Genomic DNA, 20381 nt, shown 5'->3' on the forward strand with positions numbered 1-20381 from the left:
CCTGAAAATGTTAGCCGTTAGGATTCAATGTTAATTCAAATGGCTGCTCAGCCCGGATCGGATAAGCTATACCATTTTCTTTATACGGTTTGAATTTTGCACTACGCACTGCGCGTAAAATCTTTTCATCGAGTGCACTAATCCCACTTGATTTGGTAATACGGGTCCGCTCTTTAATAATAGAACCTTTTTCATCCGCCTCGATATGTACCACAATTACCCGGGTTTCACCCTGTAAGTCTTTATTACTATAAGACGGTTTTGGTGAACGGCTCCACTGTACTCCTGCTCCGCCAATTGAAACAGTTTTTGGAGACGGTGGTGAAGGCGGAGCCGGTGGTGCAGCAGCAGGTGCGGGTGACGCAGCGGGTACTGGTGCCGGTTTAGCTATTTTAGTTTCTGAAACTGTTGTGGTAGCTACAGGTGAAGGTGCTGGCGGTGCTTCTACCGGTTTTGCAACAGGCTTAGGTGCTTCAGCTTTTTTCACCTGCTGAACCTTCTCAACCTTTTTCGGTGGTGGAGGTAAAGGTTTTTCAACTACTTTTACTTCTTTAACCTCTTTTGGCTTGGCAGGGTCAGCTTTTTTTGGCTCAACCTTTGGTTTAGGTGGTAAAGGTTCAGGTGGCTGCTGGATCTTGACAAACCGGACCTGTAAAGGTTCTTTTTCAATCGGTTTAAGATCAGCAGTTTTAAGATGGCTCACACCCCAAAGCACACCGATATGCCCGACCATTACCACGGCTAAAGCTGCGACAATTTTCTTTTTCATCGGGTTAGAAGGGGGCATACTGGACACGGAGGAATGACTCATAAGAATCTGTTACCTAATAGATTGCTTTACTTCAATACAACAGGAGAAGAAGATAAAGCTCATCGGTTAGCACAATGAAAGTATCGCAATAATAAATGAGAAGTGTTTTCATTTGCAACCGTTATTTAATTTATTTTGACCAACTTTCTAATTCAGCAATAAAAAAAGGCATATCCCTAGATATGCCTTTTTTTAGTCAGACTTTAATTAGTTTTACTGAAAAACAACAGTCTTGTTGCCATCTACAATAATACGGTCTTCAAGGTGCCATCTCACTGCTCGCGCCAATACGTGGCGCTCTACATCCTGACCAAGCTCACGCAACTGCTCTACTGTAAAGTCATGGCTCACCCGTTCTACATCCTGCTCAATTATCGGACCCTGATCCAAATCAGCAGTGACATAATGTGCTGTAGCACCAATTAGTTTTACACCTTTGTCATAAGCTTGCTGATATGGATTGGCTCCTACAAATGCTGGCAGGAACGAGTGATGAATATTAATAATTTTCATCTCCCATTTGCTGACAAACTCTTCGTCCAGAATCTGCATATAACGTGCCAGTACCAACAGATCATTGCCCTGCATTAACTCATCAATCTTCGCATAAGCTTCACGCTTGTTTTCTTTATTGACGGGCACCACTTCAAATGGAATACCAAAGTTCTCTACTGCTGAACGCAGGGTCTCATGATTAGATACCACCTTGGTGATTTCACATGGCAGAGCACCACGGGCATGACGCCATAGCAGCTCAAGCAAGGCATGGTCGACTTTAGAAACTAAGATACCCACTTTTTTCACATCACTGACAAAAGCCAGACGCCAGTGCATGTCATAACGCTGGGCTACATTCACAGCAAAGGTCTGGATCAGTGTTTCCTTACGGGTCTGCAAATGTTCAAGTTCAAACTCAACCCGCATGAAATATCGACCGCCCTGCGCTTCAGTTGCATATTGATCAAGTGCGGTAATATTTGCTCCCTGATGATACAAAAAGCTCGATACAGCCTGCACAATGCCCGGCTTGTCTTCACAAGTAATCAGGAGTCGTGCTGTATTGGCAGTGGTCATGTTCATGTCGGTTGATATCGCTTATAAGTCAAATTAAAAACAAGCCGCATATTCTAGCGCGTTTTTACGGCGGGCAGAATAGTTATGAAAAAAACTGTATGCTATTTTGCTGAAGACAGGCTGGCAAACAGTTCTGAAGAGCCGAAGGTTTCAAGCAGACGCTCATAAGTCTCACGACTTTCTCCCATGAGGTATGGCCCTTCCAGAAAGACCATCTGGCGCAGCGCCTGCCATACCCATTTTTCTTCAAGATGGTTGCTGTCACTGATGTGGCCAGACATATACAGGAAATTGGTCCAGTTGGTCAACACAATCCACAGGTTAATAATGAGTGCCTCAATTTCTGAAGCAGTCATTTTCATTAGCCCTGCATCGACAAAAGCCTGATAAATTCTCTGGCCCTGCTGCATGACTTGACCGGCAAAGCGTGGATACATCTTTCTAAAGTCATCATTGTTTTCGACCAGATGATAAACATCCCGATGCAAAAAGCGGTATTCCCATAACTGGCTGCTAAGAACCTGAAAATAACGAATCTTGTCATTGGCATTCAACTGACGGTCATCTGGCAGAGACAGCATGTCGAGTGTCTCTTTCTGGTATTGTTCCATCAGTTCCTTAATAATTTCCTGCTTGTTGCGAAAATGGTAATACAGGTTACCTGGACTGATTCCCAATTCGGCTGCAATATGGTTGGTGGTTACAGAACGCTCTCCACGCTCATTAAAGAGTTGCAAACTGATCTGCAAAATCCGGTCTTTAGTTTTCACGGTCTTGGAGTGGGACATTCTTAATAACCATCTATTTCAAAAAGTTAGTGGACTAACACATAAAGTGACTTGACTATTTAGAGCATTTACTCTAAAAAATTAAATATTAGATTTTATTTAATGGTAGCGTGTCATGAATAGTCAAACAAAAACAACTCAAATGACTCCACATTCACCTGATATTCAGCATATGCAAGACTTGCTTGAACATCAGAGATTGGCGTATCAACGTCATCAGGTACCTTCGGCCAAAGAACGTATTGACCGCCTGTCCCGTTTAAGACGCGTACTGGTAAAATATCAGGACCAGTTTGCAGACGCAATCAATCATGATTATTACAACCGTTCAATTGGTGAAACTAAAATTGGCGAGCTGCTGACCTGTCTTGAACATATTAAATATTATAGCAAGCATTTAAGCCAGTGGATGAAACCATCTAAACGTCATGTTGCCATGATTAATCAGCCTGCCAAGGCATGGGTACAATATCAGCCTATGGGCGTGATCGGCATTATTGCGCCTTGGAACTATCCCCTACTTTTATCCATAGGCCCATTAATCTGCGCATTGGCAGCAGGCAACCATGCCATGATCAAGATTTCCAGCGCGTCTTCAAATTTTGGCCAGATTCTGGAACGAGCTCTGGCAGAAGCTTTTCCGCAAGATCTGGTCGCAGTAGTCAATGGAGGCGGCCCTATTTCAGATGCCTTTAGCCATCTGCCTTTTGACAAGATTATTTTTACCGGCTCAACCGCAGTAGGTAAAACTGTAATGGCAGCAGCAGCAGAAAATCTGGTGCCAGTCATTTTAGAACTGGGCGGCAAGTCGCCAGTGGTAGTACACCCTTCCATGAATATGAAAGATCTGGCACAGCGGATCGCTGTGGGCAAACTCTGGAATGCCGGACAGACCTGTGTTGCGCCAGACTACATGTTTCTACCCAAAGGTAAGACAGAGGAGTTTATAGCAGAGTTCCGTACGATTGCCACGACTATGTATCCTCATTTACGTGATAATCAAGATTACACCTCCATCGTAAATGACAAGCAATACCGCCGGGTACAGAGTTATTTAGATGATGCGCGTGAACAGGGTGCGCAGATTGTGGAAATTAATCCAAAAAATGAACTGCTGGAAGATGTCTATAAAATTGCACCAACCCTAGTGACTGGGGTCACCAGCTTTATGCAAATCATGCAGAATGAAATTTTTGGGCCCGTACTACCCATCATGGAATATGATCAGATTGATGAAGTGATTGAGTTTATTAATCAACGTCCACGCCCACTTGCGTTATACTATTTTGACTATGATTCAGCACGCGCTGATTATATTGCACAGCGTACGCATTCCGGACATTTTGGTATGAATACCGTATTAACTCACGTTGCTCAGGATGACCTGCCTTTTGGTGGGATCGGGGCCTCCGGTATGGGTAAATATCATGGGCCGGAAGGCTTCTTCAGTTTGTCGCATGAACGTTCAATGATGTCAAATTCCAAGCTCTATAGCTTAAAATTTATTCTGCCACCATTTAACAAGCCGCTCTACAAATTGATTTCAAAAACACTGTTGCGTTAAATGATCAAGGCATGATCTATCACACCAGATCATGCTGTGTTTTAACCGAATTCGCTTGTCTTTTAATCGGATTTTTGGTATAAAACGCCCCTTGAATGAATTCATCCGTTTATTTTATGACTGGCCACACATTTGCTGCTGGCTAAATCAATGGAGTTCCACCATGTCTAAGGTTTGCCAAGTTACCGGCAAGCGTCCAGTCGTTGGTAACAACGTCTCACACGCCAACAACAAAACCAAGCGCCGGTTCGAGCCGAACCTGCACCACCACCGTTTCTGGTTAGAAAGCGAAAAGCGTTTTGTACGTCTTCGTCTAACCACTAAAGGTATGCGTATTATCGACAAATTGGGCATTGAAAAGGTTGTAGCTGATCTTCGTGCTCAAGGCCAAAAGATCTAAGGAGTCATTGCAATGCGTGACAAAATTCGCCTAGTTTCGTCTGCTGGTACTGGTTATTTCTATACCACGACTAAAAACAAACGTACAATGCCTGAAAAAATGGAAATCAAAAAGTTTGACCCAAAAATCCGTCAACACGTGATTTTCAAAGAAGCTAAAATCAAGTAATCTTGATGAAGCGCCAAGAAACGATCTCCCTAGAGGTCGTTTTTTTTTGCATTTTTTTTGCTTGACTTGCTACACTTTTTATATCAATAGATTTTGGCATCTTTCGTGCTTTATTTTTATTATTTTCTTTTCACCTCCATCTTTAAGGAGTAGGTAGTGCCTCATGACGTAGATCTCATTATTTTACTGGCAGTCGGTTTTGGTATTGCTCTGATCTTTGGCTATATTGCTGCCCGTCTACGCCTTCCTCCTCTGATTGGCTATCTTATTGCCGGCATCATTATTAGCCCCAACACCCCAGGTATGGTGGGTGATATTCAACTGGCCAACCAGTTAGCCGAACTTGGTGTAATGTTTCTAATGTTTGGCGTGGGCATGCATTTCTCGCTTAATGACCTGCTTCAGGTTAGGCGAATTGCTGTGCCAGGCGCAATTTTACAGATTACAGTAGCAACACTGCTGGGAATCGGTATTAGCATGTTATGGGGCTGGAGTTTCGGCTCAGCTCTGGTCTTTGGTTTAAGTCTTTCCTGTGCCAGCACAGTCGTTTTACTTAAAGCACTGGGCGACCGTGGCCTGCTCGAATCAGTCAACGGCAAAATTGCTGTAGGCTGGCTACTGGTTGAAGACTTGGTTATGGTACTGGTATTGGTGCTGCTTCCTGCTACTGCAGTGCTTTTAGGCGGAACGCCACTATCTGATGGTAGTGGCGATGAAAATATCTGGCTTACTTTAGGTCTGACTTTACTTAAAGTGACCGGTTTTATTGCTTTTATGCTGATTATTGGAAAACGCCTGGTCCCAATGATTATGCAGTTTGTCGCACGTCTGGGTTCTCGTGAACTTTTTACTTTAACTGTGGTTGCTGCGGCAGTTTCAATTGCTTATGGCTCATATGCGGTTTTCGGCGTATCGATGGCACTGGGAGCTTTCTTTGCCGGTATGGTAGTCAAGGAATCAGATTTTAGCCATCGCGCTGAAGAGGAAACCTTACCACTGCGTGAAATTTTTTCGGTACTGTTTTTCGTTTCAGTTGGCATGTTATTCGATCCTCGGATTCTAGTCGAAGAACCTGTTCACATTTTAGGTGTAGTCGCCATTATTATGATCGGCAAGACACTGGCAGCGATGGCACTGGTCCTGTTCTTCCGTTATCCGATCAATACAGCCCTGACTGTTGGCGCCTCACTGGCACAAATTGGTGAATTCTCTTTTATCCTGGCCACATTAGGCTTGTCTTTAGGTCTGCTTAGCCTCGAAGGACAGAATCTGATCTTGGCAGGGGCCCTCATTTCGATTAGCCTGAACTCATTTATTTTCTCTGCCATTGAACCAGCACAGCGCTGGATTCGTGAACGATCTCATTTAGCCCGGCTACTGGAGCGTAGCGGTGACCCGCTTGCGATGCTACCGGATGAAGTATCTCAGGATTATCTGCGCGATCAGGTTGTAATTGTTGGGCATGGGGAAGTTGGCCGTCGCATCACTCGCACTTTAATGCAAGAGAATATCAAAGTTGTTATTGCTGAAGAAAACCGCGAAATAGTAGAGAAATTACGTGAGCGGGGTATTGCTGCGGTCAGTGGCGTGGCGACTGAGCCTGGTGTATTGATACAGGCCCATATTATGCATGCACGACTGTTAGTATTGTCGCCCATGGACATTGTAAATGTGCATCGTATTATCGATATTGCCAAACAGCTAAATCCACAGATTCAGGTACTGATCTGTGCAGAAAGTAAGGAAGAGGCTGAAGTTATCCGGGCAGAAAATATTGGCGAGGTATTCTTTGCCAAAGAAGAAATGGCTAAAAATATGAGTAATCATATCTTGAACCAGATCGAAATTGCCCACCATACAGCCCCGACACACTAGTTAAAATGTTTAAAAAAGCGTACTTTGATGTACGCTTTTTTAGTATAAATTTTAAGCTTACAGTGCTTACTAGCTCAGGTATTTTGGTTTTTCATCAATAACTTGAGCCTGCCACTGATTAACCTGTTTTTCAAGCAAACCAAATAATGCGGCCTGTATCATATGCTGTGCTACTACAGCAGTTTCATCACCAAGCAAGGCTTTAACTTCATCATTAAACTGGATTTTAACCAAGGGTTCTTTTTCTGAACCTGCATTGCGCAATGCCAATTCACCACCTTCGAGCTGTACCAGTTCCAATACTGCTTCCTGATTACCAAATAATTTTTTCAACTGTTGTATAGACATAACTCCTCCATGCTCCGACATGGTGGCAAAGCATTGATACTTTGCATCTCGAAATATTTATATAAGAGCGGGTCAATCAAATTTCAAGTCTATCCAATAGACCGTTTTAGAACTCAACCATTTCATTACGAAAACCATCAATCAGCTGGGTTAGTTCACGGTGCCATTCCCGCAGAATTTTAATATCTGGCAACCAGCTTTGTGGGCCTTGGGTGACTTTAATAATCAGATTGGATGAGGTTTCTTCTTCAGGTACAGGAGCATTAGGTTCAGGTGCATACTGGCATAAGCGATAAGCCCGCTTAAGCTCGGCAATAAAGCCATGTTTGGCCAGTTGCTGCATAACGACCACTTCAGGCGAAACCTGTCCTTTATCTGCCATCTGTTCCTCAATTGACTTTAAGGTAGGCTGTGAATCATTTAAGCGGTAATAACGGGCCAGTTCCTGTAAAAATGCCAGTAATGAACCATGCAGATGAAACACAGCGGCCTCACGATAAGCCTGTGCCTGCTGTACATGCTCAATCTGCTCTGCCTGCTGGCAAGCCAGACGTGCAAAATAGAGTTTCTGGTTAGTACGGTCAGCATGAAAGCGGGCAACACGGGACATGAAAAGTCTTCCTAAATTTTGTTTTTACTTACAAGATTAAGATAAACAGAATTAGCCGGGATTCACAATAAGAATTATGGATGAGTGACATAACCTGGATAGATTTTTTCTTTTGAATGATATGACTACATTGCTCTATAGTAATATTTTATTGATCGCTATCCATCTCAGCCAGAGAGTATTCTTCCACAATATAGGGCATATCAGATTTACTCTAATTATTCCAAGTATAAAAAAGGAGCATTATCTGCTCCATCTTTATTTAAGCCTTAGGCTTGTCTTCCGCAGCTTTTACGCGAATACCATGACCATGTAGTCGCAAGGTATTGAGACCCTTGATTGCTTTTACAGCTTCACGCCCATGTGGCATCTCAACAAAGGCAAAGCCTTTAGACTTGCCAGTTTGTGCATCAAGTACTAGCTGGCAGGAGTCAACTGTACCATAGGCCTTAAACAGCTCTAGCAGTTCAGCTTCAGTGACGGTACGTTCCAGGTTGCGTACTAAAATTTTCATAAATTACCTTTTCCAGCGGCAGGTATGTAACATCAAAAAGTATATGCCTACTCTACTTTTCGAGTGCATTAGCACAATCTGACTAGTTTAATCGAGATCTATACCAAAACCTAAATTTATTGCAGCTGAATTATTCCAGCGTTTTTGCACAAAACTGCGCGATGATGGCTGATGGATCTGCACATCGACCAGTGATTCAGGCAAGTCATTTAAAAAATAGCTTTCAATGATACGGCCCTGTTCATCATATTTATCTTGTGCCCAGCTACTGAAGTCCTGCTTGGTCAGAATCAGCTCATCCTGCGCCCGGGTCAATGCCACATACAGAACACGGCGCTCTTCTTCTACCTGGTCAAAATCACCCTGTGCACGAGCATGTGGATACTGACTTGGTGAAACATGAGGAACGTAACAGACTTTTTGCTCTGCTCCCTTGGCAGAATGAATGGTAATCAGGGTAACCAGATCCTGATCAGTGCTACGCTCCACTTCTGACACCGAAATAGGCTCCAGTACATATTCTTCAAGAAAACCGGCCAGGCTGTTATGTTTACGGGCTAATTGCTTGACCAGATCAAAGTCTTTCAGACGTCTGGACCATTCTTTGTTTTTGTAATTATCTTCTAGCTGTTCAGAGAGTGCTTCTACAGCAAGACTGATACAAACCTCGACTTCATGTTGTAAAACATCTAGCTGTTTCATCATCAGTATTACTTTAAGTGCCACCCGGCCATGCTGTTCCAGCCGCTCACAACGCATATCAATATCAGACAACTGAATCAGTTCATGAGCGAGCTTGCTGGCACCTACATCCCCTACACCATTCCAGAGCGTCAGAAAACGCATCCAGGCAATATCATCCTGTGGATTAGCTACCACCCGAAGCATGCTCAGCATATCTTTTACATGCGCAGATTCAAGCAGTTTTACCCCACCCACAAATTTATAGGGGATATTGGCATTGATTAATGCAGCTTCCAAATGCCGTGCAGTAAAAGAAGAACGTACCAGAATCATATGCTCATACCATTGGGCGCCTGTGTATTGACGCTTGATCAGATCTTGAGCGATCCAGTTAGCCTCTTCAAATTCATTACTGAACAGGTGCAATTGTGGTTTTATTCCGCGGCCTCGAGCGGCAATTAGATGTTTATCGTAATGAAGTGGACTTTTATCAAGCAGCCAGTTAGATAAATCCAGAATCTCCTGAGTAGAACGGTAATTAAAATCCAGATTTAATACCTCGGCATCAGGCACATGTTCTTTAAAATGATGGATATTCTCAAAATCAGCCCCCCGAAACCCATAAATCGACTGCGCGTCATCACCCACACAGAATAGTTTGATTTTACCCACCAAGGGCTGTAGTAAAGCCCATTGCAGCGGATTAGTATCCTGCATTTCATCAACCAGCAGAACTGAACACAATCGGGTTACCCAGTTAACCAGTGCTTCTGAATGTTGTAAATGCACCGCTACAATTGCAAGAATATCATCATAGTCCAGAAAATTACGCTCACGCTTTCGCTGTTCATAAGCTTGCATGAGTTCAGCGATCTGTGCCTTATGTTCCAAAGCATCTGGCCATTGCTGTGCAATTGCTTCACTCAGTTTGTTCCGGGTATTACGGGCATATGAATAAATGTCACAAAGCTGTGCTGCCTTGGGCAATACACTCTCTTTATCTTTGCCACGTAACAGCCGGAACATCAGTATCTGGTCATCACGATCAATAATACTGAACTGACCCAGCCCAAATGCCTGAGAATTACGGCGCAGCAGGTACATACAAAAGGTATGGAATGTTGAGGCACGCAGACCTCTGGCTTTTGCTCCGAGGTGCTGCTCTACCCGAGTGACAATTTCACTGGCAGCACGACGGGTAAAGGTCAAGATCTGAATCTGGTCAGCAGGTATACCCTGATCAATCAAGTAAGCAGCCCGGGCTACAATTGTTTTGGTTTTGCCACCCCCGGCACCCGCCAGGACCAGACAATTCTGGGCAGTGGTGGTGGCCGCCTGTTTCTGTTTCAGATTTAACTCATCAATCAGGGTACTTAAACTCATGCTATCTGTTCATCCGCACTTGAAGCACCAGTTTAGCAGAGCCAATATAGAAAGGCAGGCTCATCTACCCTGCTTTTCAGCCAGTTTTAAAATACGACCGATATTTTCGCAAGTACGCTCCAAATTAATGGCTCCATTTTGGCAAGCTGCCATAATATCGCTGCACTGGTCCAGAATTCCGAAAATTGCAGTAAAACCTTCTTCATACAGAGTGTCAGCTTGTGGGCCAATACTCCCCGCACAGGCGATCACAGGTTTACCATACTGTCGAGCCAGACGAGCGACTCCCACCGGAGTTTTACCAAAACAGGACTGTTCATCCAGTCTCCCTTCACCAGTAAAAATATAGTCAGCCCGGGCAATATATTTTTCCAGCTGGGTTTCCTGTATAACCAGTTCAACACCTGACTGAATCCGCGCACCCGTAAAAACTAACAGGCCAAATCCAAGCCCCCCTGCCGCACCTGCGCCAGGAACTTCGCGTTTTCTCAGGTTTAACTGCTGTTCTACAATATCTGCAAAATGGCTGAGGTTATGATCTAGTTGTAAAACCATATCAAGCGTAGCGCCCTTTTGCGGACCAAAAATATAAGAAGCTCCCTGCGCTCCAGTTAACGGGTTATTGACATCACTGGCAATAATAATTTCTGTAGTCTTCAAGCGTGGGTCCAGTCGAGACCAGTCGATTGTTTTTACCCGATCAAGTTCCCTACCCCCTAAAGATACTTCATGGCCATTATTATCATAAAAATGTACACCTAGTGCCTGCGCCATACCTGCTCCGGCATCATTAGTAACACTCCCACCGAGCCCAATAATAATTCTGGATACACCTAAGTCCAGTGCCAGACGAATCATCTCACCAGTACCATAGGTTGTGGTTAAAAGCGGGTTACGTTCTGCCGGAGTAAGCAGATGAATACCATTGGCTTTAGCCATTTCAATCACAGCAGTCTGGCCAGCATCGATAAGACCAAAATAGCTTTCAACTTTTTGGGCAGGTAGAGGACCCGTGACCTGACATTTAACTTGCTGTCCCTGAGCAGTGGCAATCAGGGTATCTACTGTACCCTCACCGCCATCTGCCATAGGAACTTTTATAAACACAGCTTCAGGAAATATTTTACTGAGTCCGTTTTGCATGGCATGACAGGCTTGTAGTGCAGTCATACTTTCTTTAAAAGAATCAGGAGCAAGTACAAAGGTGGGTACCATAAGCTTTTCTTTTTATGGATAAATTTAAAATTTAAATGAACAGAAAGAGGCTTATGCCTCTTTCTTGTTTTAAACATCTGCCGAACTTTTTGGAATACGCTTAATCGCAGCTGCCAGTGTTAAATAGTTCACTCCCTGAAAAAGGATATCGACAGCCAGAAACAAGCCTAACACCCAAAACGGCGCATCGGGCGACATCAAAATGATAATACCTGTAGCTAGAGTCAGCAGCCCGGAAAGCAGGATCCAGCCCCAGCCTATTAAAGGTTTTAACATAAAAGCATTTACGCTTCGAATTACGCCGGCAATGATCAGAAAAATAGCCAAAATATTGGTCAGGACAATTGCTGTTTTAACTGGTGTACTAAAAGCATAGTAACCGGCTACCAGATAAAGAATTCCAAACAGTGCCCACAGCCAGCGTGAACCGCCTCTAAAAATTTTAAAGGCAGCAACAAAGTGCAAGATACCGCCTATCATCATCAAGATACCGAATAAAAATACTACGGACAACGTTGCGAAAGGCAAGGAGGCTAATAGTAATATTCCGAATAGCACCAGAAGGATACCAATACCTAAATACCATTTACGATTTTCATGTAATTGATGCCGGATGAGATCATTGCCTACAGTTTTCATTTTCATTACTCTTCTAGTTATTAAGTCTTTAACTACTGTAAGTAACAAGTCATCACTTGTCTGTATAAATAGTTTTTATACCGGTTTCATGCATTGTGGATAAGTTGGTTTTTATCCCCAGTTTATTTCAGCCAGCCAATTTCTGTAGCTGTTTGTCGACTAACCATCGTTTGCTGGAGGTTTTCTGCCATTCTGCTTTTATCGGCTAAAAGCGGAATATGGCCAGTCATAATCTCGGCACGCTTTTGCGGATATAAAGGTTGAAGATGAGGATCAGCATAACCTTGCGGATATAAAGGTAAACCAGTATTGAGATCATATTTATCGGATGCTCCAAATGCATGGAGCAACTCATGCACCAGCACAATCTGATTTTGTTGTGCCTGCTTACTGGAAGCAAACAGATTGACTGAGCCGATCCGACCTTTTTCAAGTGCTGTAGAATGTTTTAGTATCCGGTTAAATTGAGGATCATAGAAGTTCAGATAGAGCGTTACACTGGGGGAGCCTTCTTGCCTCATCGAATTTTTCCAGGCATAAAAGCGGAATTTTAAACTCCACAATATGACATCGATTAAACCCGCCTGTTCAGGAACTTTAGGTGGAAGCTGTTGTAGAGGCCGGCCCAACTGGAAATAAAAATAAACTGGTTGTATCCGGTACGGGGCGGCAGCACTGCTGAGATACTTCTGTATATCTTTAAACTGATCGATTGTGAGCTGATCAATATACTGCTGTGTGGAACTACGCTGGTCAGCATTAATAGGATGTAATAAAACAGTCACCGGGCGGTCCCAGTTCTGGTTCTGGTCACGCCAGGCATTTATGGCGACCACCAGCAAGATCAGCAATAAAACTACAATCCGAATACTTTTCCACACTGCTGTGCTTCCCCATCAATTTCTTAAAGATTCTATTATTTTCTTTTGTTTAGTCATAAAAAATGCCAGTCGAAACCGGCATCTTTTTAGTTAAATATCAGGCTTCGGTCCATTTACCATTTTGGAAGACTAAACTCCATTTGGTCTGTTTACCTTCTGGTGTTTCAGAGCCAATATACTGCTGTTGGTTTTTACGGCTGAATTTTACCACTGTCGGGTTACCTTCAGGGTCAGTATCAGGTGCCTGTAATAGAAACTGATATTTTGGATCCAGCTGTCCGGCTACTGTACGCAGCTCGGCAACTTTAGGTGCCCGGGTTTCACGGATTTTTGGAAACTTACTGGCTGCCAAGAACAAACCGGCTGCCCCATCGCGTAGGACAAAATAGTCATCATGCTTGGTAGAACGCAGATGCTCCATCTTGATCGGATCAACACGCGGTGGTGCAGGCTGCCCATTTTTTAAAACTTTACGGGTGTTGTCACAGTTATTGCAGGCAAAGTATGGACCGAAACGTCCAGTCTTAAGCTGCATTTCACCATCACATTTATCACATGGAATTGTTGGGCCATCATAACCCTTAATCTTGAACTCACCTTCTTCAACTTCATAACCGTCACAATCCGGATTATTGCCACAGATGTGCAGTTTACGACCTCCATCGATCACATAGCTGTCCATGGCAGTTCCACAGATCAGACAGCGTTTTTTCGACATCAAATCGGCTGTTTCTGCACCATCATCATCAGATAGTGCAGCCAGTGACTCAACTGGTACAAGATTCAATGTACCCTTACAGCGTTCTTTAGGGGGAAGGTTATAACCTGAGCAGCCCAAGAATACACCGGTGGTTCCGGTACGGATCTGCATCGGACGGTCACATTCCGGACAATGTACGTCAGGCACTTCAACCGGCTGATTACGACGCATCCCCTGATCACCCTGTGCATTATTCAGCCGCTGCTTAAAGTCACCATAGAAACTGTCTAGTAGTTCCTTCCAGTTGCGTTCACCTGTCGCGACTTTATCTAGCTGTCCTTCAAGGTCAGCAGTAAAAGCATAGTTCATCAGGTTATTAAAACTTTCATCTAAGCGATCAGTAACAATCTCACCCATTTTTTCTGCATACAGACGGCGGTTTTCCAGTTTGACATAACCACGATCCTGAATTGTTGAAATAATCGCAGCATAAGTCGAAGGACGGCCGATTCCGCGTTTCTCCAGTTCTTTTACCAGAGAAGCTTCAGTAAAACGGGCGGGTGGTTTGGTAAAATGCTGACTAGGGTCAAGTTTCTCCAGTTTAAGCACTTCACCCACTTTCACAGCAGGAAGCAGTACATCATCATCAGATTTGTTTGCACCACGAATTTTAGTAAAGCCATCAAAAACCAGAATTCGGCCTTTGGCTTTCAACTCGACATCAGAAGCCGTGACCGTAAGAGTAGATGATAAATATTCGGCTGGTGTCATCTGGCAGGCTACAAACTGACGCCAGATCAGGTCATATAGACGCTGGGCATCACGCTCTACACCTGCAAGCTGGTCACCTTTAAGCTCTACACTCGATGGACGTATTGCTTCATGAGCTTCTTGTGCCCCGGCTTTACTGCCATAGCGGTTCGGTTTTGCCGGTAAATATTTATCACCATATTCACTTTCAATATGGTTACGTACCATTTTAATCGCGTCATCACTCAGGAAGGTTGAGTCCGTACGCATATAAGTAATGAAGCCGCCTTCATATAAGCGCTGGGCCAACATCATGGTTTTCTTGACTGAAAATCCGAGACGTGTGCTCGCTGCTTGTTGCAGGGTAGAGGTAATATAAGGCGCACTCGGATTAACCTTGGTCGGTTTGTCTTCACGCTGCGCTACAGTAAACTCGGACTTTTTCAGTACTTCAAGCAGCGTATCAGTCTGGGCCTTATTTTTTAGTTTTAAGGTTTTACCCGCCTGTTTCACGGCTTCCAGACGAATCTGGTCTTTTTTAGACAGGGTATCAGCAAATACCTGCCAGTATTCTTCAGGAATAAAGGCACGGATCTCCCGCTCACGCTCAACCACCAGTTTGACTGCAACAGACTGTACCCGGCCCGCCGACAGGCCACGGGCAATTTTTTCCCATAACAAAGGCGAGATCATGAAACCTACAACACGGTCGAGGAAGCGGCGTGCCTGCTGGGCATGAACCTTATTGGTATCCAGGCGACCGGGCTGCTTAAATGCTTCCTGAATGGCATTTTTAGTAATCTCGTTAAACACTACACGCTGGTAGCGCGAGTCATCACCACCAATCACTTCTTTCAAGTGCCAGGCAATTGCCTCACCTTCTCGGTCCAAATCCGTCGCGAGATAGATTTCATCAACTTGGGATGCCAGCTTCTTTAACTCAGAAACCACATTTTCTTTACCTGGTAGCACTTCATAATGCGCTTCCCAGCCGTGTTCAGGGTCAACCCCCATACGGTTGATCAGAGCCTGCTGGGCCTTTTTAGCTTTGTCGGCTTCGGTCAGTTTGGTCCGGGCAGCCGGTTTCTTGTCGGTATTTTTGGCTGAACCACCGGTAGGCAGGTCACGCACATGGCCAACAGAAGATTTAACAATGTACTGCGAACCCAGATACTTGTTGATGGTTTTCGCTTTTGCAGGCGACTCCACAATCACTAAGGCACGCTTGTTGGCAGCACTTGACGAACTTGCTGAGGTGCTTTTGGATGTGGATCGAGGAGCATTCGCCATAATTAACTGTTATTCCTGTAGATAAATTAAGAGATTAGTGAGCAGCCAAAGCATGCAGATAAGCTTTGATATCTTCTAACTGTGTAGCCCTGAGATCAGTTTCTTCATCCCAGTAAATTCCAACACAGTTTGCCTGCATATCAATAGCATAAATCCCTTTTAATGCAATGGGAGAATCATCCAAGCTTTGATCTCCCTCGATGACTTTAAGTTTCTGGTCAACAACACGCGCCCGCATTAAAGGCAGACGGGCATCTGGAATCAGGATGCTGTAATAAGCCACCATACTGGCACGGTTTTCTGTAGCCATCGGAATTTTAGTCCAGGCAGGGGCTGCAACCAGTCGTGGATGCAGGCCAATCTTACGGGCTTTTTCTCGCATCAGGCCGAGTGCTTTTTCTCGCGGGCTAACTCTTAACCCGACAATAGATCCAAACACAAAAACAATAATGACGATTGCGACCCAAATTCCAACGTTTTCCATAGTTCAACCTTTTTATTCCTTTATTAGAGTTGCACAAGGCCAATATAAAACGCAAGTTTACTGAATAAATTAATCCTGGAGCTGTTCGGGACTATAAATGAAGAAAACATATGATTTCTGTATAAATTTGTTTTTTTCAATATAAAAAGCATTTAGTACCAGATTTTCAGCTGTTCAAATTAGCTTCTGTTTTAGGCAGCCTAACAGTTTAAAATGCCTTCTCTTCATCTAAATCTATTGTTTCAATACTGATTTAAACTTAGTTCTAGCTCAGAAGTTTTAACATTCAAAATACTAATGCAGTAGAATTTCCGGACTATAATGCATTTTATATCCATCCCAATAAATATAGCCTTTTTCAAGCATTTCCTTCAGTAGCAGCTGGATATTGGCCTCTGGAAAAATGCTTTTTAACAGATCACGCAAGGCATAGATATTGTCAGGTTTTTTATGTCCCGCCTGATCCAGCTGACGTATAATCTGCCATTGCAGCGGATCAACACGGGCAAATTCTGAATACAGGTCTTCCGTATGGCGCTGCTGTTTTAAAGCAGCTTCGAGTGATGCGGATGAATTTGTTGAAATTTCAGTAGTGTGGATATCAAAAGTTTCAACAGAAGGCTGTGAAGGTAAAGGCATCGTGTGCACTTCTGCCCGCATATACTCTTCAAGCTTTAAGTTCAGCCAGTGTGCCAGTATTCTTTTGCGATATGACACGTGTCCATCCTGTGACCTGACAATTTTCAGATTGATCAATAGTCCCACCAGCTGCTGTGCTGTTTCAGCGAATATATTTAAACTACTGATAATTGAATGCTTTAAGCCCTGTATAGTTGCCGGTTTACCCGGCATTTTCCCTAACAGATCACAATATTTTTTAACGAGCTGCAGCTGAGGCTTTTTTTCAAAGGCTTCTCTGCTCGGCAACCTGTAAATTACAGTTCTTGACTTCTGTTGTGCAGAAGCTTCCATTTTTATCAGGCTGCAACTGACTGCCGAAGCGCCCAGCAGCTGCACCAGTAACTCACTTTCTGGCATTGCTGAAATAACATCAACATGCACTTCAGCTTCCAGAAGAGCCAGACACTGCCCCACGACTAACGCATATTCAAACTCTTTAAAATCTGCTTCTGCAGTTTCCAGTATCACAATCCGGCCTGACTGAATCCAGCCAGCCAGCTCTGTCAGGTCAACCAGTGCATATTCAAACTGTTTCTGGCAGTTGAACAGATACAGGGTTGAATAGTGCTGAAGCAGTTCACGCAGCAGACTGGCAGCTGGCTTATTTTGTTCAAGATCAAAGAGTATGACTTTATTCATGGTATTTTCAGCAGTTGTAACACAGCGCGCTGCATTACAGCTGTATTTCAGTTCAAGGTCAAATGAATTTCAGATTAATAGTGTGGGGGAATATTGGTAGAAGGATCAAACGGGGCAATACCTTCTGAAAGATCAGCAGCTTCAACACGCTGATAAAGTAGCTGCATTTGCTGCTTCAGATGGGTAATCTCGACACTCTGTCGGGTGACCTGTTCATTGAGCTGTTCAACTAAATCATCCAGAAATGCAATTCTTACTTGCAAATCTTCAATGGGTGCGGAAAATGTCGCCTGATTATTATGGTATGTTTGTTTAGTCATTTAATACTCCTCACGGATTTTTTCAGGAAACACTATGGCCTATATTACTTTAAGGGATGTCCAGCTTGCATTTGGTGGACCCGCCCTACTCGATGGCGCGAACTTTACATTAGAACGTGGCGAACGGGTATGTTTGATTGGCCGTAACGGTGAAGGTAAGTCTACTTTACTTAAGCTGATCGAGGGAAGCCTGCTACCTGACCGTGGTGAAGTTTCAATACAAAATGGCGTAACAATTTCAATGCTGGCCCAAGATGTACCGATGGATTCGGGCAAGGTTGCTGACATTGTAGCCGACGGAGCAGGCGAAGCTGCCCAGGTACTCAAGGATTATCATGAAGCCAGTGATGCCTGCGTACTTGGTGATATGGAAGCCTGTGACCGTATGGGCCTGCTACAGCATAAAATGGATCAGCTTGATGGCTGGGCATTAGAAAACAAGGTCAATAATATTCTTAGCAAGATGGGATTAGATCCGGATGCTGATCTGGCTGATCTGTCAGGTGGACGTAAGCGCCGGGTTCTTTTGGCCCGTGCACTGCTTACCCAGCCGGATGTACTGCTGCTTGACGAACCGACCAACCATCTGGATGTCGAGAGTATTGAATGGCTAGAAAAATTTCTTATGGATCAGAATAATCTGACCTTACTGTTTATTTCACATGACCGTTCTTTTGTTGACCGGCTGGCTACCCGTATTGTCGAACTTGACCGTGGTACCCTACGCAGCTTTGAAGGAAATTATTCACGTTATCTGGACCTGAAAGCCCAACAGCTTGAAGCAGAAGAAAAACAAAATGCCCTGTTCGAGAAAAAACTGGCTGAAGAAGAAGCCTGGATTCGTCAGGGTATTAAAGCCAGACGTACCCGTAACGAAGGCCGTGTCCGCGCATTAAAGACTTTACGTGAAGAATCCAAGACACGCCGCTTCCAACAGGGCAAAGTCAATATGGGGGTACAGGAAGCTCAACGGTCTGGCAAACTGGTATTTGATATTGAGCATCTCAGTGTTTCTTATGATGACCAGGTGTTAATCAAGGATTTCTCGGCGATTGTACTGCGTGGCGACCGTATTGGTCTGGTCGGCGACAACGGTGTGGGCAAAACCACCCTGATCAAGGCAATACTCGGTGATATTCCACATCAAGGTACAGTCAAGGTCGGTACCCAGCTAGAAGTGGCTTACTTCGATCAGCTACGTAACCAGCTTGATCTGGAGAAATCAGTTTCAGAGAATGTATCCGAAGGCTCAGATTTCGTCGATGTAAATGGCCAGCGCCGTCATATTTACAGTTACCTGCAGGACTTCCTGTTTTCACCAGAGCGTGCCCGCACACCGGTTAAAGCGCTATCAGGAGGAGAGCGGAACCGCGTATTGCTGGCTAAATTACTGCTTAAACCGTCTAACCTGATTGTCATGGACGAGCCAACCAATGACCTCGATATGGTTACATTGGAGCTGCTTGAGGAAATGCTGGCTGAATATAAAGGTACGCTGCTTCTGATCAGCCATGACCGTGCCTTTATGGATAATGTCGTAACATCGACTTGGGTCTTTGATGGCAAAGGCCACATTGAAGAATATGTGGGTGGCTATCAGGATTATCTGATGCAGCGGCCAGACCAGAAAGTAGTAGACCAAAAAGCGGATGTAAAAAAAGCTCAAGCAAAAGCAGAGACCGTAACCATGCCTAAAAAGGCAAAGCTGAGTTACAAGGATCAGCGGGAACTGGAACAGCTCCCTGCCGAAATTGAGCAGCTTGAAGCGGAACAGGCTCAATTAAATGAAAAACTGGCAGATGGTTCCTGGTTTGTAACAGATGCAGATGCAGCAACACAGGCTTCACAGCGTTTGTCAGAAATTGAGGAGCTCTTGCTTGAAAAACTGGACCGCTGGACTGAGCTTGAAGCAATGTCGCAAAACGGCTAAACAAATAGCCTGAACTTGTTACCAGATACAGGTTCAGGCTTCAATTTTCAATTTGAGTTCCTGCTGTTCCAGGAGCCGCTGCTTTAATAATTCTTCATACAATTCAAAATTCTCCAGATCAAAACATACCAGTGCAACTTCCTGTACTGTTTCCGAATTTTTTAATAGTGGAATCAGAGTATCAATAGCTATGGCAGCTGCTTCCACCTTAGGAAAGCGATATACACCTGTTGAGATGTTGGGATAGGCAATGCCAGTCAGATAGTGCTGTTCAGCCAATGCAAAACTGTTTTGGTAAGCCTGCGAGAGTAGTGTACGCTCATTTGCCTTTCCCTCTTCCCATATTGGCCCGACAGTATGAATCACATACTGGGCTGGCAAGCGGCCCCCAGTTGTCATTACAGCTTCACCGACTGTGCAGCTTCCTTGGCGTGCCCTAATCTGTCTGCACTCTTCAATTATATCAGCCCCACCAGCCTGATGAATGGCACCATCTACACCATGACCTCCCAGCAGGGTACTATTGGCTGCATTTACTATGGCATCAATTCTAATTCCGGTAATATCTCCATGAATCAGACGAAACTGTTTCATGTACTGTCTCCTTCTTTATTTGAATTTTTGTTCTTTCAT

20 protein-coding genes are annotated in these 20381 nt (G+C 44.2%); 5 read left to right on the plus strand and 15 right to left on the minus strand.

The window, feature by feature from the left end; all coding sequences use genetic code 11:
* Nucleotides 1-10 precede the first annotated feature (10 nt).
* The 3 genes from J502_RS00815 to J502_RS00825 all read right to left on the minus strand — a co-directional run bounded on the left by J502_RS00815 (nucleotide 11) and on the right by J502_RS00825 (nucleotide 2673).
* The gene (locus J502_RS00815) at nucleotides 11-811 is read right to left on the minus strand and encodes a TonB family protein (RefSeq protein WP_034682700.1); all 801 of its coding nucleotides are present in this window, start codon (nucleotides 809-811) and stop codon (nucleotides 11-13) included.
* Between the two features lie 213 nt (nucleotides 812-1024).
* Complete coding sequence (gene purU, locus J502_RS00820; RefSeq protein WP_005404562.1) at nucleotides 1025-1891, minus strand: formyltetrahydrofolate deformylase; 867 nt, start codon at nucleotides 1889-1891, stop codon at nucleotides 1025-1027.
* A gap of 95 nt (nucleotides 1892-1986) precedes the next feature.
* Nucleotides 1987-2673: a TetR/AcrR family transcriptional regulator gene (locus J502_RS00825; protein ID WP_005016645.1), complete on the minus strand. Its 687-nt coding sequence runs from the start codon at nucleotides 2671-2673 to the stop codon at nucleotides 1987-1989.
* Between the two features lie 115 nt (nucleotides 2674-2788).
* Here J502_RS00825 and J502_RS00830 point away from each other — a divergent pair, with 115 nt between their 5' ends.
* The 4 genes from J502_RS00830 to J502_RS00845 all read left to right on the plus strand — a co-directional run bounded on the left by J502_RS00830 (nucleotide 2789) and on the right by J502_RS00845 (nucleotide 6680).
* Nucleotides 2789-4237, plus strand: coding sequence for a coniferyl aldehyde dehydrogenase (locus J502_RS00830; RefSeq protein ID WP_034682702.1), 1449 nt, complete (start codon nucleotides 2789-2791; stop codon nucleotides 4235-4237).
* Between the two features lie 163 nt (nucleotides 4238-4400).
* Nucleotides 4401-4637 carry a 50S ribosomal protein L28 gene (gene rpmB, locus J502_RS00835; RefSeq protein WP_000048256.1) on the plus strand — a complete coding sequence of 79 codons (237 nt, stop codon included), beginning with the start codon at nucleotides 4401-4403 and terminating at the stop codon, nucleotides 4635-4637.
* Between the two features lie 12 nt (nucleotides 4638-4649).
* Nucleotides 4650-4805 carry a 50S ribosomal protein L33 gene (rpmG, locus tag J502_RS00840; protein ID WP_001205031.1) on the plus strand — a complete coding sequence of 52 codons (156 nt, stop codon included), beginning with the start codon at nucleotides 4650-4652 and terminating at the stop codon, nucleotides 4803-4805.
* A 156-nt stretch (nucleotides 4806-4961) separates the two neighbouring features.
* Complete coding sequence (locus J502_RS00845) at nucleotides 4962-6680, plus strand: cation:proton antiporter (protein ID WP_005016649.1); 1719 nt, start codon at nucleotides 4962-4964, stop codon at nucleotides 6678-6680.
* Nucleotides 6681-6749: 69 nt separating this feature from the next.
* On the opposite strand, the gene J502_RS00850 is transcribed toward J502_RS00845, so the two are convergent.
* The 11 genes from J502_RS00850 to J502_RS00900 all read right to left on the minus strand — a co-directional run bounded on the left by J502_RS00850 (nucleotide 6750) and on the right by J502_RS00900 (nucleotide 17818).
* Nucleotides 6750-7028, minus strand: a complete 279-nt coding sequence (locus J502_RS00850) for a hypothetical protein (protein ID WP_005016657.1) — start codon at nucleotides 7026-7028, stop codon at nucleotides 6750-6752.
* Between the two features lie 106 nt (nucleotides 7029-7134).
* Entirely contained in the window at nucleotides 7135-7638 is a 504-nt protein-coding gene (locus J502_RS00855) for a DUF6586 family protein (RefSeq protein ID WP_034682704.1), read from the minus strand.
* Between the two features lie 262 nt (nucleotides 7639-7900).
* Complete coding sequence (locus J502_RS00860; RefSeq protein WP_005016663.1) at nucleotides 7901-8152, minus strand: RNA recognition motif domain-containing protein; 252 nt, start codon at nucleotides 8150-8152, stop codon at nucleotides 7901-7903.
* 87 nt (nucleotides 8153-8239) lie between these two features.
* Nucleotides 8240-10219 carry an ATP-dependent helicase gene (locus J502_RS00865; RefSeq protein ID WP_034682705.1) on the minus strand — a complete coding sequence of 660 codons (1980 nt, stop codon included), beginning with the start codon at nucleotides 10217-10219 and terminating at the stop codon, nucleotides 8240-8242.
* A 60-nt stretch (nucleotides 10220-10279) separates the two neighbouring features.
* A complete protein-coding gene (locus tag J502_RS00870) occupies nucleotides 10280-11434 on the minus strand; it encodes a glycerate kinase family protein (RefSeq protein ID WP_034682707.1) in 1155 nt (384 codons plus the stop codon).
* A 69-nt stretch (nucleotides 11435-11503) separates the two neighbouring features.
* Nucleotides 11504-12073, minus strand: a complete 570-nt coding sequence (locus J502_RS00875) for an HdeD family acid-resistance protein (RefSeq protein ID WP_034682709.1) — start codon at nucleotides 12071-12073, stop codon at nucleotides 11504-11506.
* Between the two features lie 122 nt (nucleotides 12074-12195).
* Nucleotides 12196-12954, minus strand: a complete 759-nt coding sequence (locus J502_RS00880; RefSeq protein WP_034682712.1) for a hypothetical protein — start codon at nucleotides 12952-12954, stop codon at nucleotides 12196-12198.
* A gap of 97 nt (nucleotides 12955-13051) precedes the next feature.
* Nucleotides 13052-15694 (minus strand): type I DNA topoisomerase, encoded by a 2643-nt coding sequence (gene topA / locus J502_RS00885; RefSeq protein ID WP_034682714.1) that lies wholly within the window; start codon nucleotides 15692-15694, stop codon nucleotides 13052-13054.
* Between the two features lie 34 nt (nucleotides 15695-15728).
* Nucleotides 15729-16178 carry an ammonium transporter gene (locus tag J502_RS00890; protein ID WP_005016678.1) on the minus strand — a complete coding sequence of 150 codons (450 nt, stop codon included), beginning with the start codon at nucleotides 16176-16178 and terminating at the stop codon, nucleotides 15729-15731.
* 294 nt (nucleotides 16179-16472) lie between these two features.
* Complete coding sequence (locus J502_RS00895) at nucleotides 16473-17498, minus strand: hypothetical protein (protein WP_034682715.1); 1026 nt, start codon at nucleotides 17496-17498, stop codon at nucleotides 16473-16475.
* A gap of 74 nt (nucleotides 17499-17572) precedes the next feature.
* Nucleotides 17573-17818 (minus strand): SlyX family protein, encoded by a 246-nt coding sequence (locus tag J502_RS00900; protein WP_005016680.1) that lies wholly within the window; start codon nucleotides 17816-17818, stop codon nucleotides 17573-17575.
* Between the two features lie 34 nt (nucleotides 17819-17852).
* On the opposite strand from J502_RS00900, the gene J502_RS00905 reads away from it, so the two are divergent.
* Nucleotides 17853-19748, plus strand: coding sequence for an ATP-binding cassette domain-containing protein (locus J502_RS00905; RefSeq protein ID WP_034682717.1), 1896 nt, complete (start codon nucleotides 17853-17855; stop codon nucleotides 19746-19748).
* A gap of 33 nt (nucleotides 19749-19781) precedes the next feature.
* Here J502_RS00905 and J502_RS00910 read toward each other — a convergent pair whose 3' ends face one another.
* On the minus strand, nucleotides 19782-20342 hold the full coding sequence (locus J502_RS00910; protein ID WP_005023276.1) for an O-acetyl-ADP-ribose deacetylase: 561 nt from the start codon (nucleotides 20340-20342) through the stop codon (nucleotides 19782-19784).
* Between the last annotated feature and the right edge of the window lie 39 nt (nucleotides 20343-20381).

Source organism: Acinetobacter sp. 1294596, assembly GCF_000582925.1.
Lineage (GTDB): Bacteria > Pseudomonadota > Gammaproteobacteria > Pseudomonadales > Moraxellaceae > Acinetobacter > Acinetobacter radioresistens.

Excerpts from the sequence above, each read along its gene's own strand:
- J502_RS00905 (WP_034682717.1), top strand. The coding sequence starts at position 17,853 with ATGGCCTATATTACTTTAAGGGATGTCCAGCTTGCATTTGGTGGACCC.
- J502_RS00890 (WP_005016678.1), bottom strand. The coding sequence starts at position 16,178 with ATGGAAAACGTTGGAATTTGGGTCGCAATCGTCATTATTGTTTTTGTG.
- J502_RS00815 (WP_034682700.1), bottom strand. The coding sequence starts at position 811 with ATGAGTCATTCCTCCGTGTCCAGTATGCCCCCTTCTAACCCGATGAAA.
- J502_RS00825 (WP_005016645.1), bottom strand. The coding sequence starts at position 2,673 with ATGTCCCACTCCAAGACCGTGAAAACTAAAGACCGGATTTTGCAGATC.
- rpmB (WP_000048256.1), top strand. The coding sequence starts at position 4,401 with ATGTCTAAGGTTTGCCAAGTTACCGGCAAGCGTCCAGTCGTTGGTAAC.
- J502_RS00855 (WP_034682704.1), bottom strand. The coding sequence starts at position 7,638 with ATGTCCCGTGTTGCCCGCTTTCATGCTGACCGTACTAACCAGAAACTC.
- J502_RS00870 (WP_034682707.1), bottom strand. The coding sequence starts at position 11,434 with ATGGTACCCACCTTTGTACTTGCTCCTGATTCTTTTAAAGAAAGTATG.
- J502_RS00875 (WP_034682709.1), bottom strand. The coding sequence starts at position 12,073 with ATGAAAACTGTAGGCAATGATCTCATCCGGCATCAATTACATGAAAAT.
- J502_RS00860 (WP_005016663.1), bottom strand. The coding sequence starts at position 8,152 with ATGAAAATTTTAGTACGCAACCTGGAACGTACCGTCACTGAAGCTGAA.
- J502_RS00900 (WP_005016680.1), bottom strand. The coding sequence starts at position 17,818 with ATGACTAAACAAACATACCATAATAATCAGGCGACATTTTCCGCACCC.
- J502_RS00910 (WP_005023276.1), bottom strand. The coding sequence starts at position 20,342 with ATGAAACAGTTTCGTCTGATTCATGGAGATATTACCGGAATTAGAATT.
- topA (WP_034682714.1), bottom strand. The coding sequence starts at position 15,694 with ATGGCGAATGCTCCTCGATCCACATCCAAAAGCACCTCAGCAAGTTCG.
- J502_RS00895 (WP_034682715.1), bottom strand. The coding sequence starts at position 17,498 with ATGAATAAAGTCATACTCTTTGATCTTGAACAAAATAAGCCAGCTGCC.
- rpmG (WP_001205031.1), top strand. The coding sequence starts at position 4,650 with ATGCGTGACAAAATTCGCCTAGTTTCGTCTGCTGGTACTGGTTATTTC.
- purU (WP_005404562.1), bottom strand. The coding sequence starts at position 1,891 with ATGAACATGACCACTGCCAATACAGCACGACTCCTGATTACTTGTGAA.
- J502_RS00830 (WP_034682702.1), top strand. The coding sequence starts at position 2,789 with ATGAATAGTCAAACAAAAACAACTCAAATGACTCCACATTCACCTGAT.
- J502_RS00865 (WP_034682705.1), bottom strand. The coding sequence starts at position 10,219 with ATGAGTTTAAGTACCCTGATTGATGAGTTAAATCTGAAACAGAAACAG.
- J502_RS00850 (WP_005016657.1), bottom strand. The coding sequence starts at position 7,028 with ATGTCTATACAACAGTTGAAAAAATTATTTGGTAATCAGGAAGCAGTA.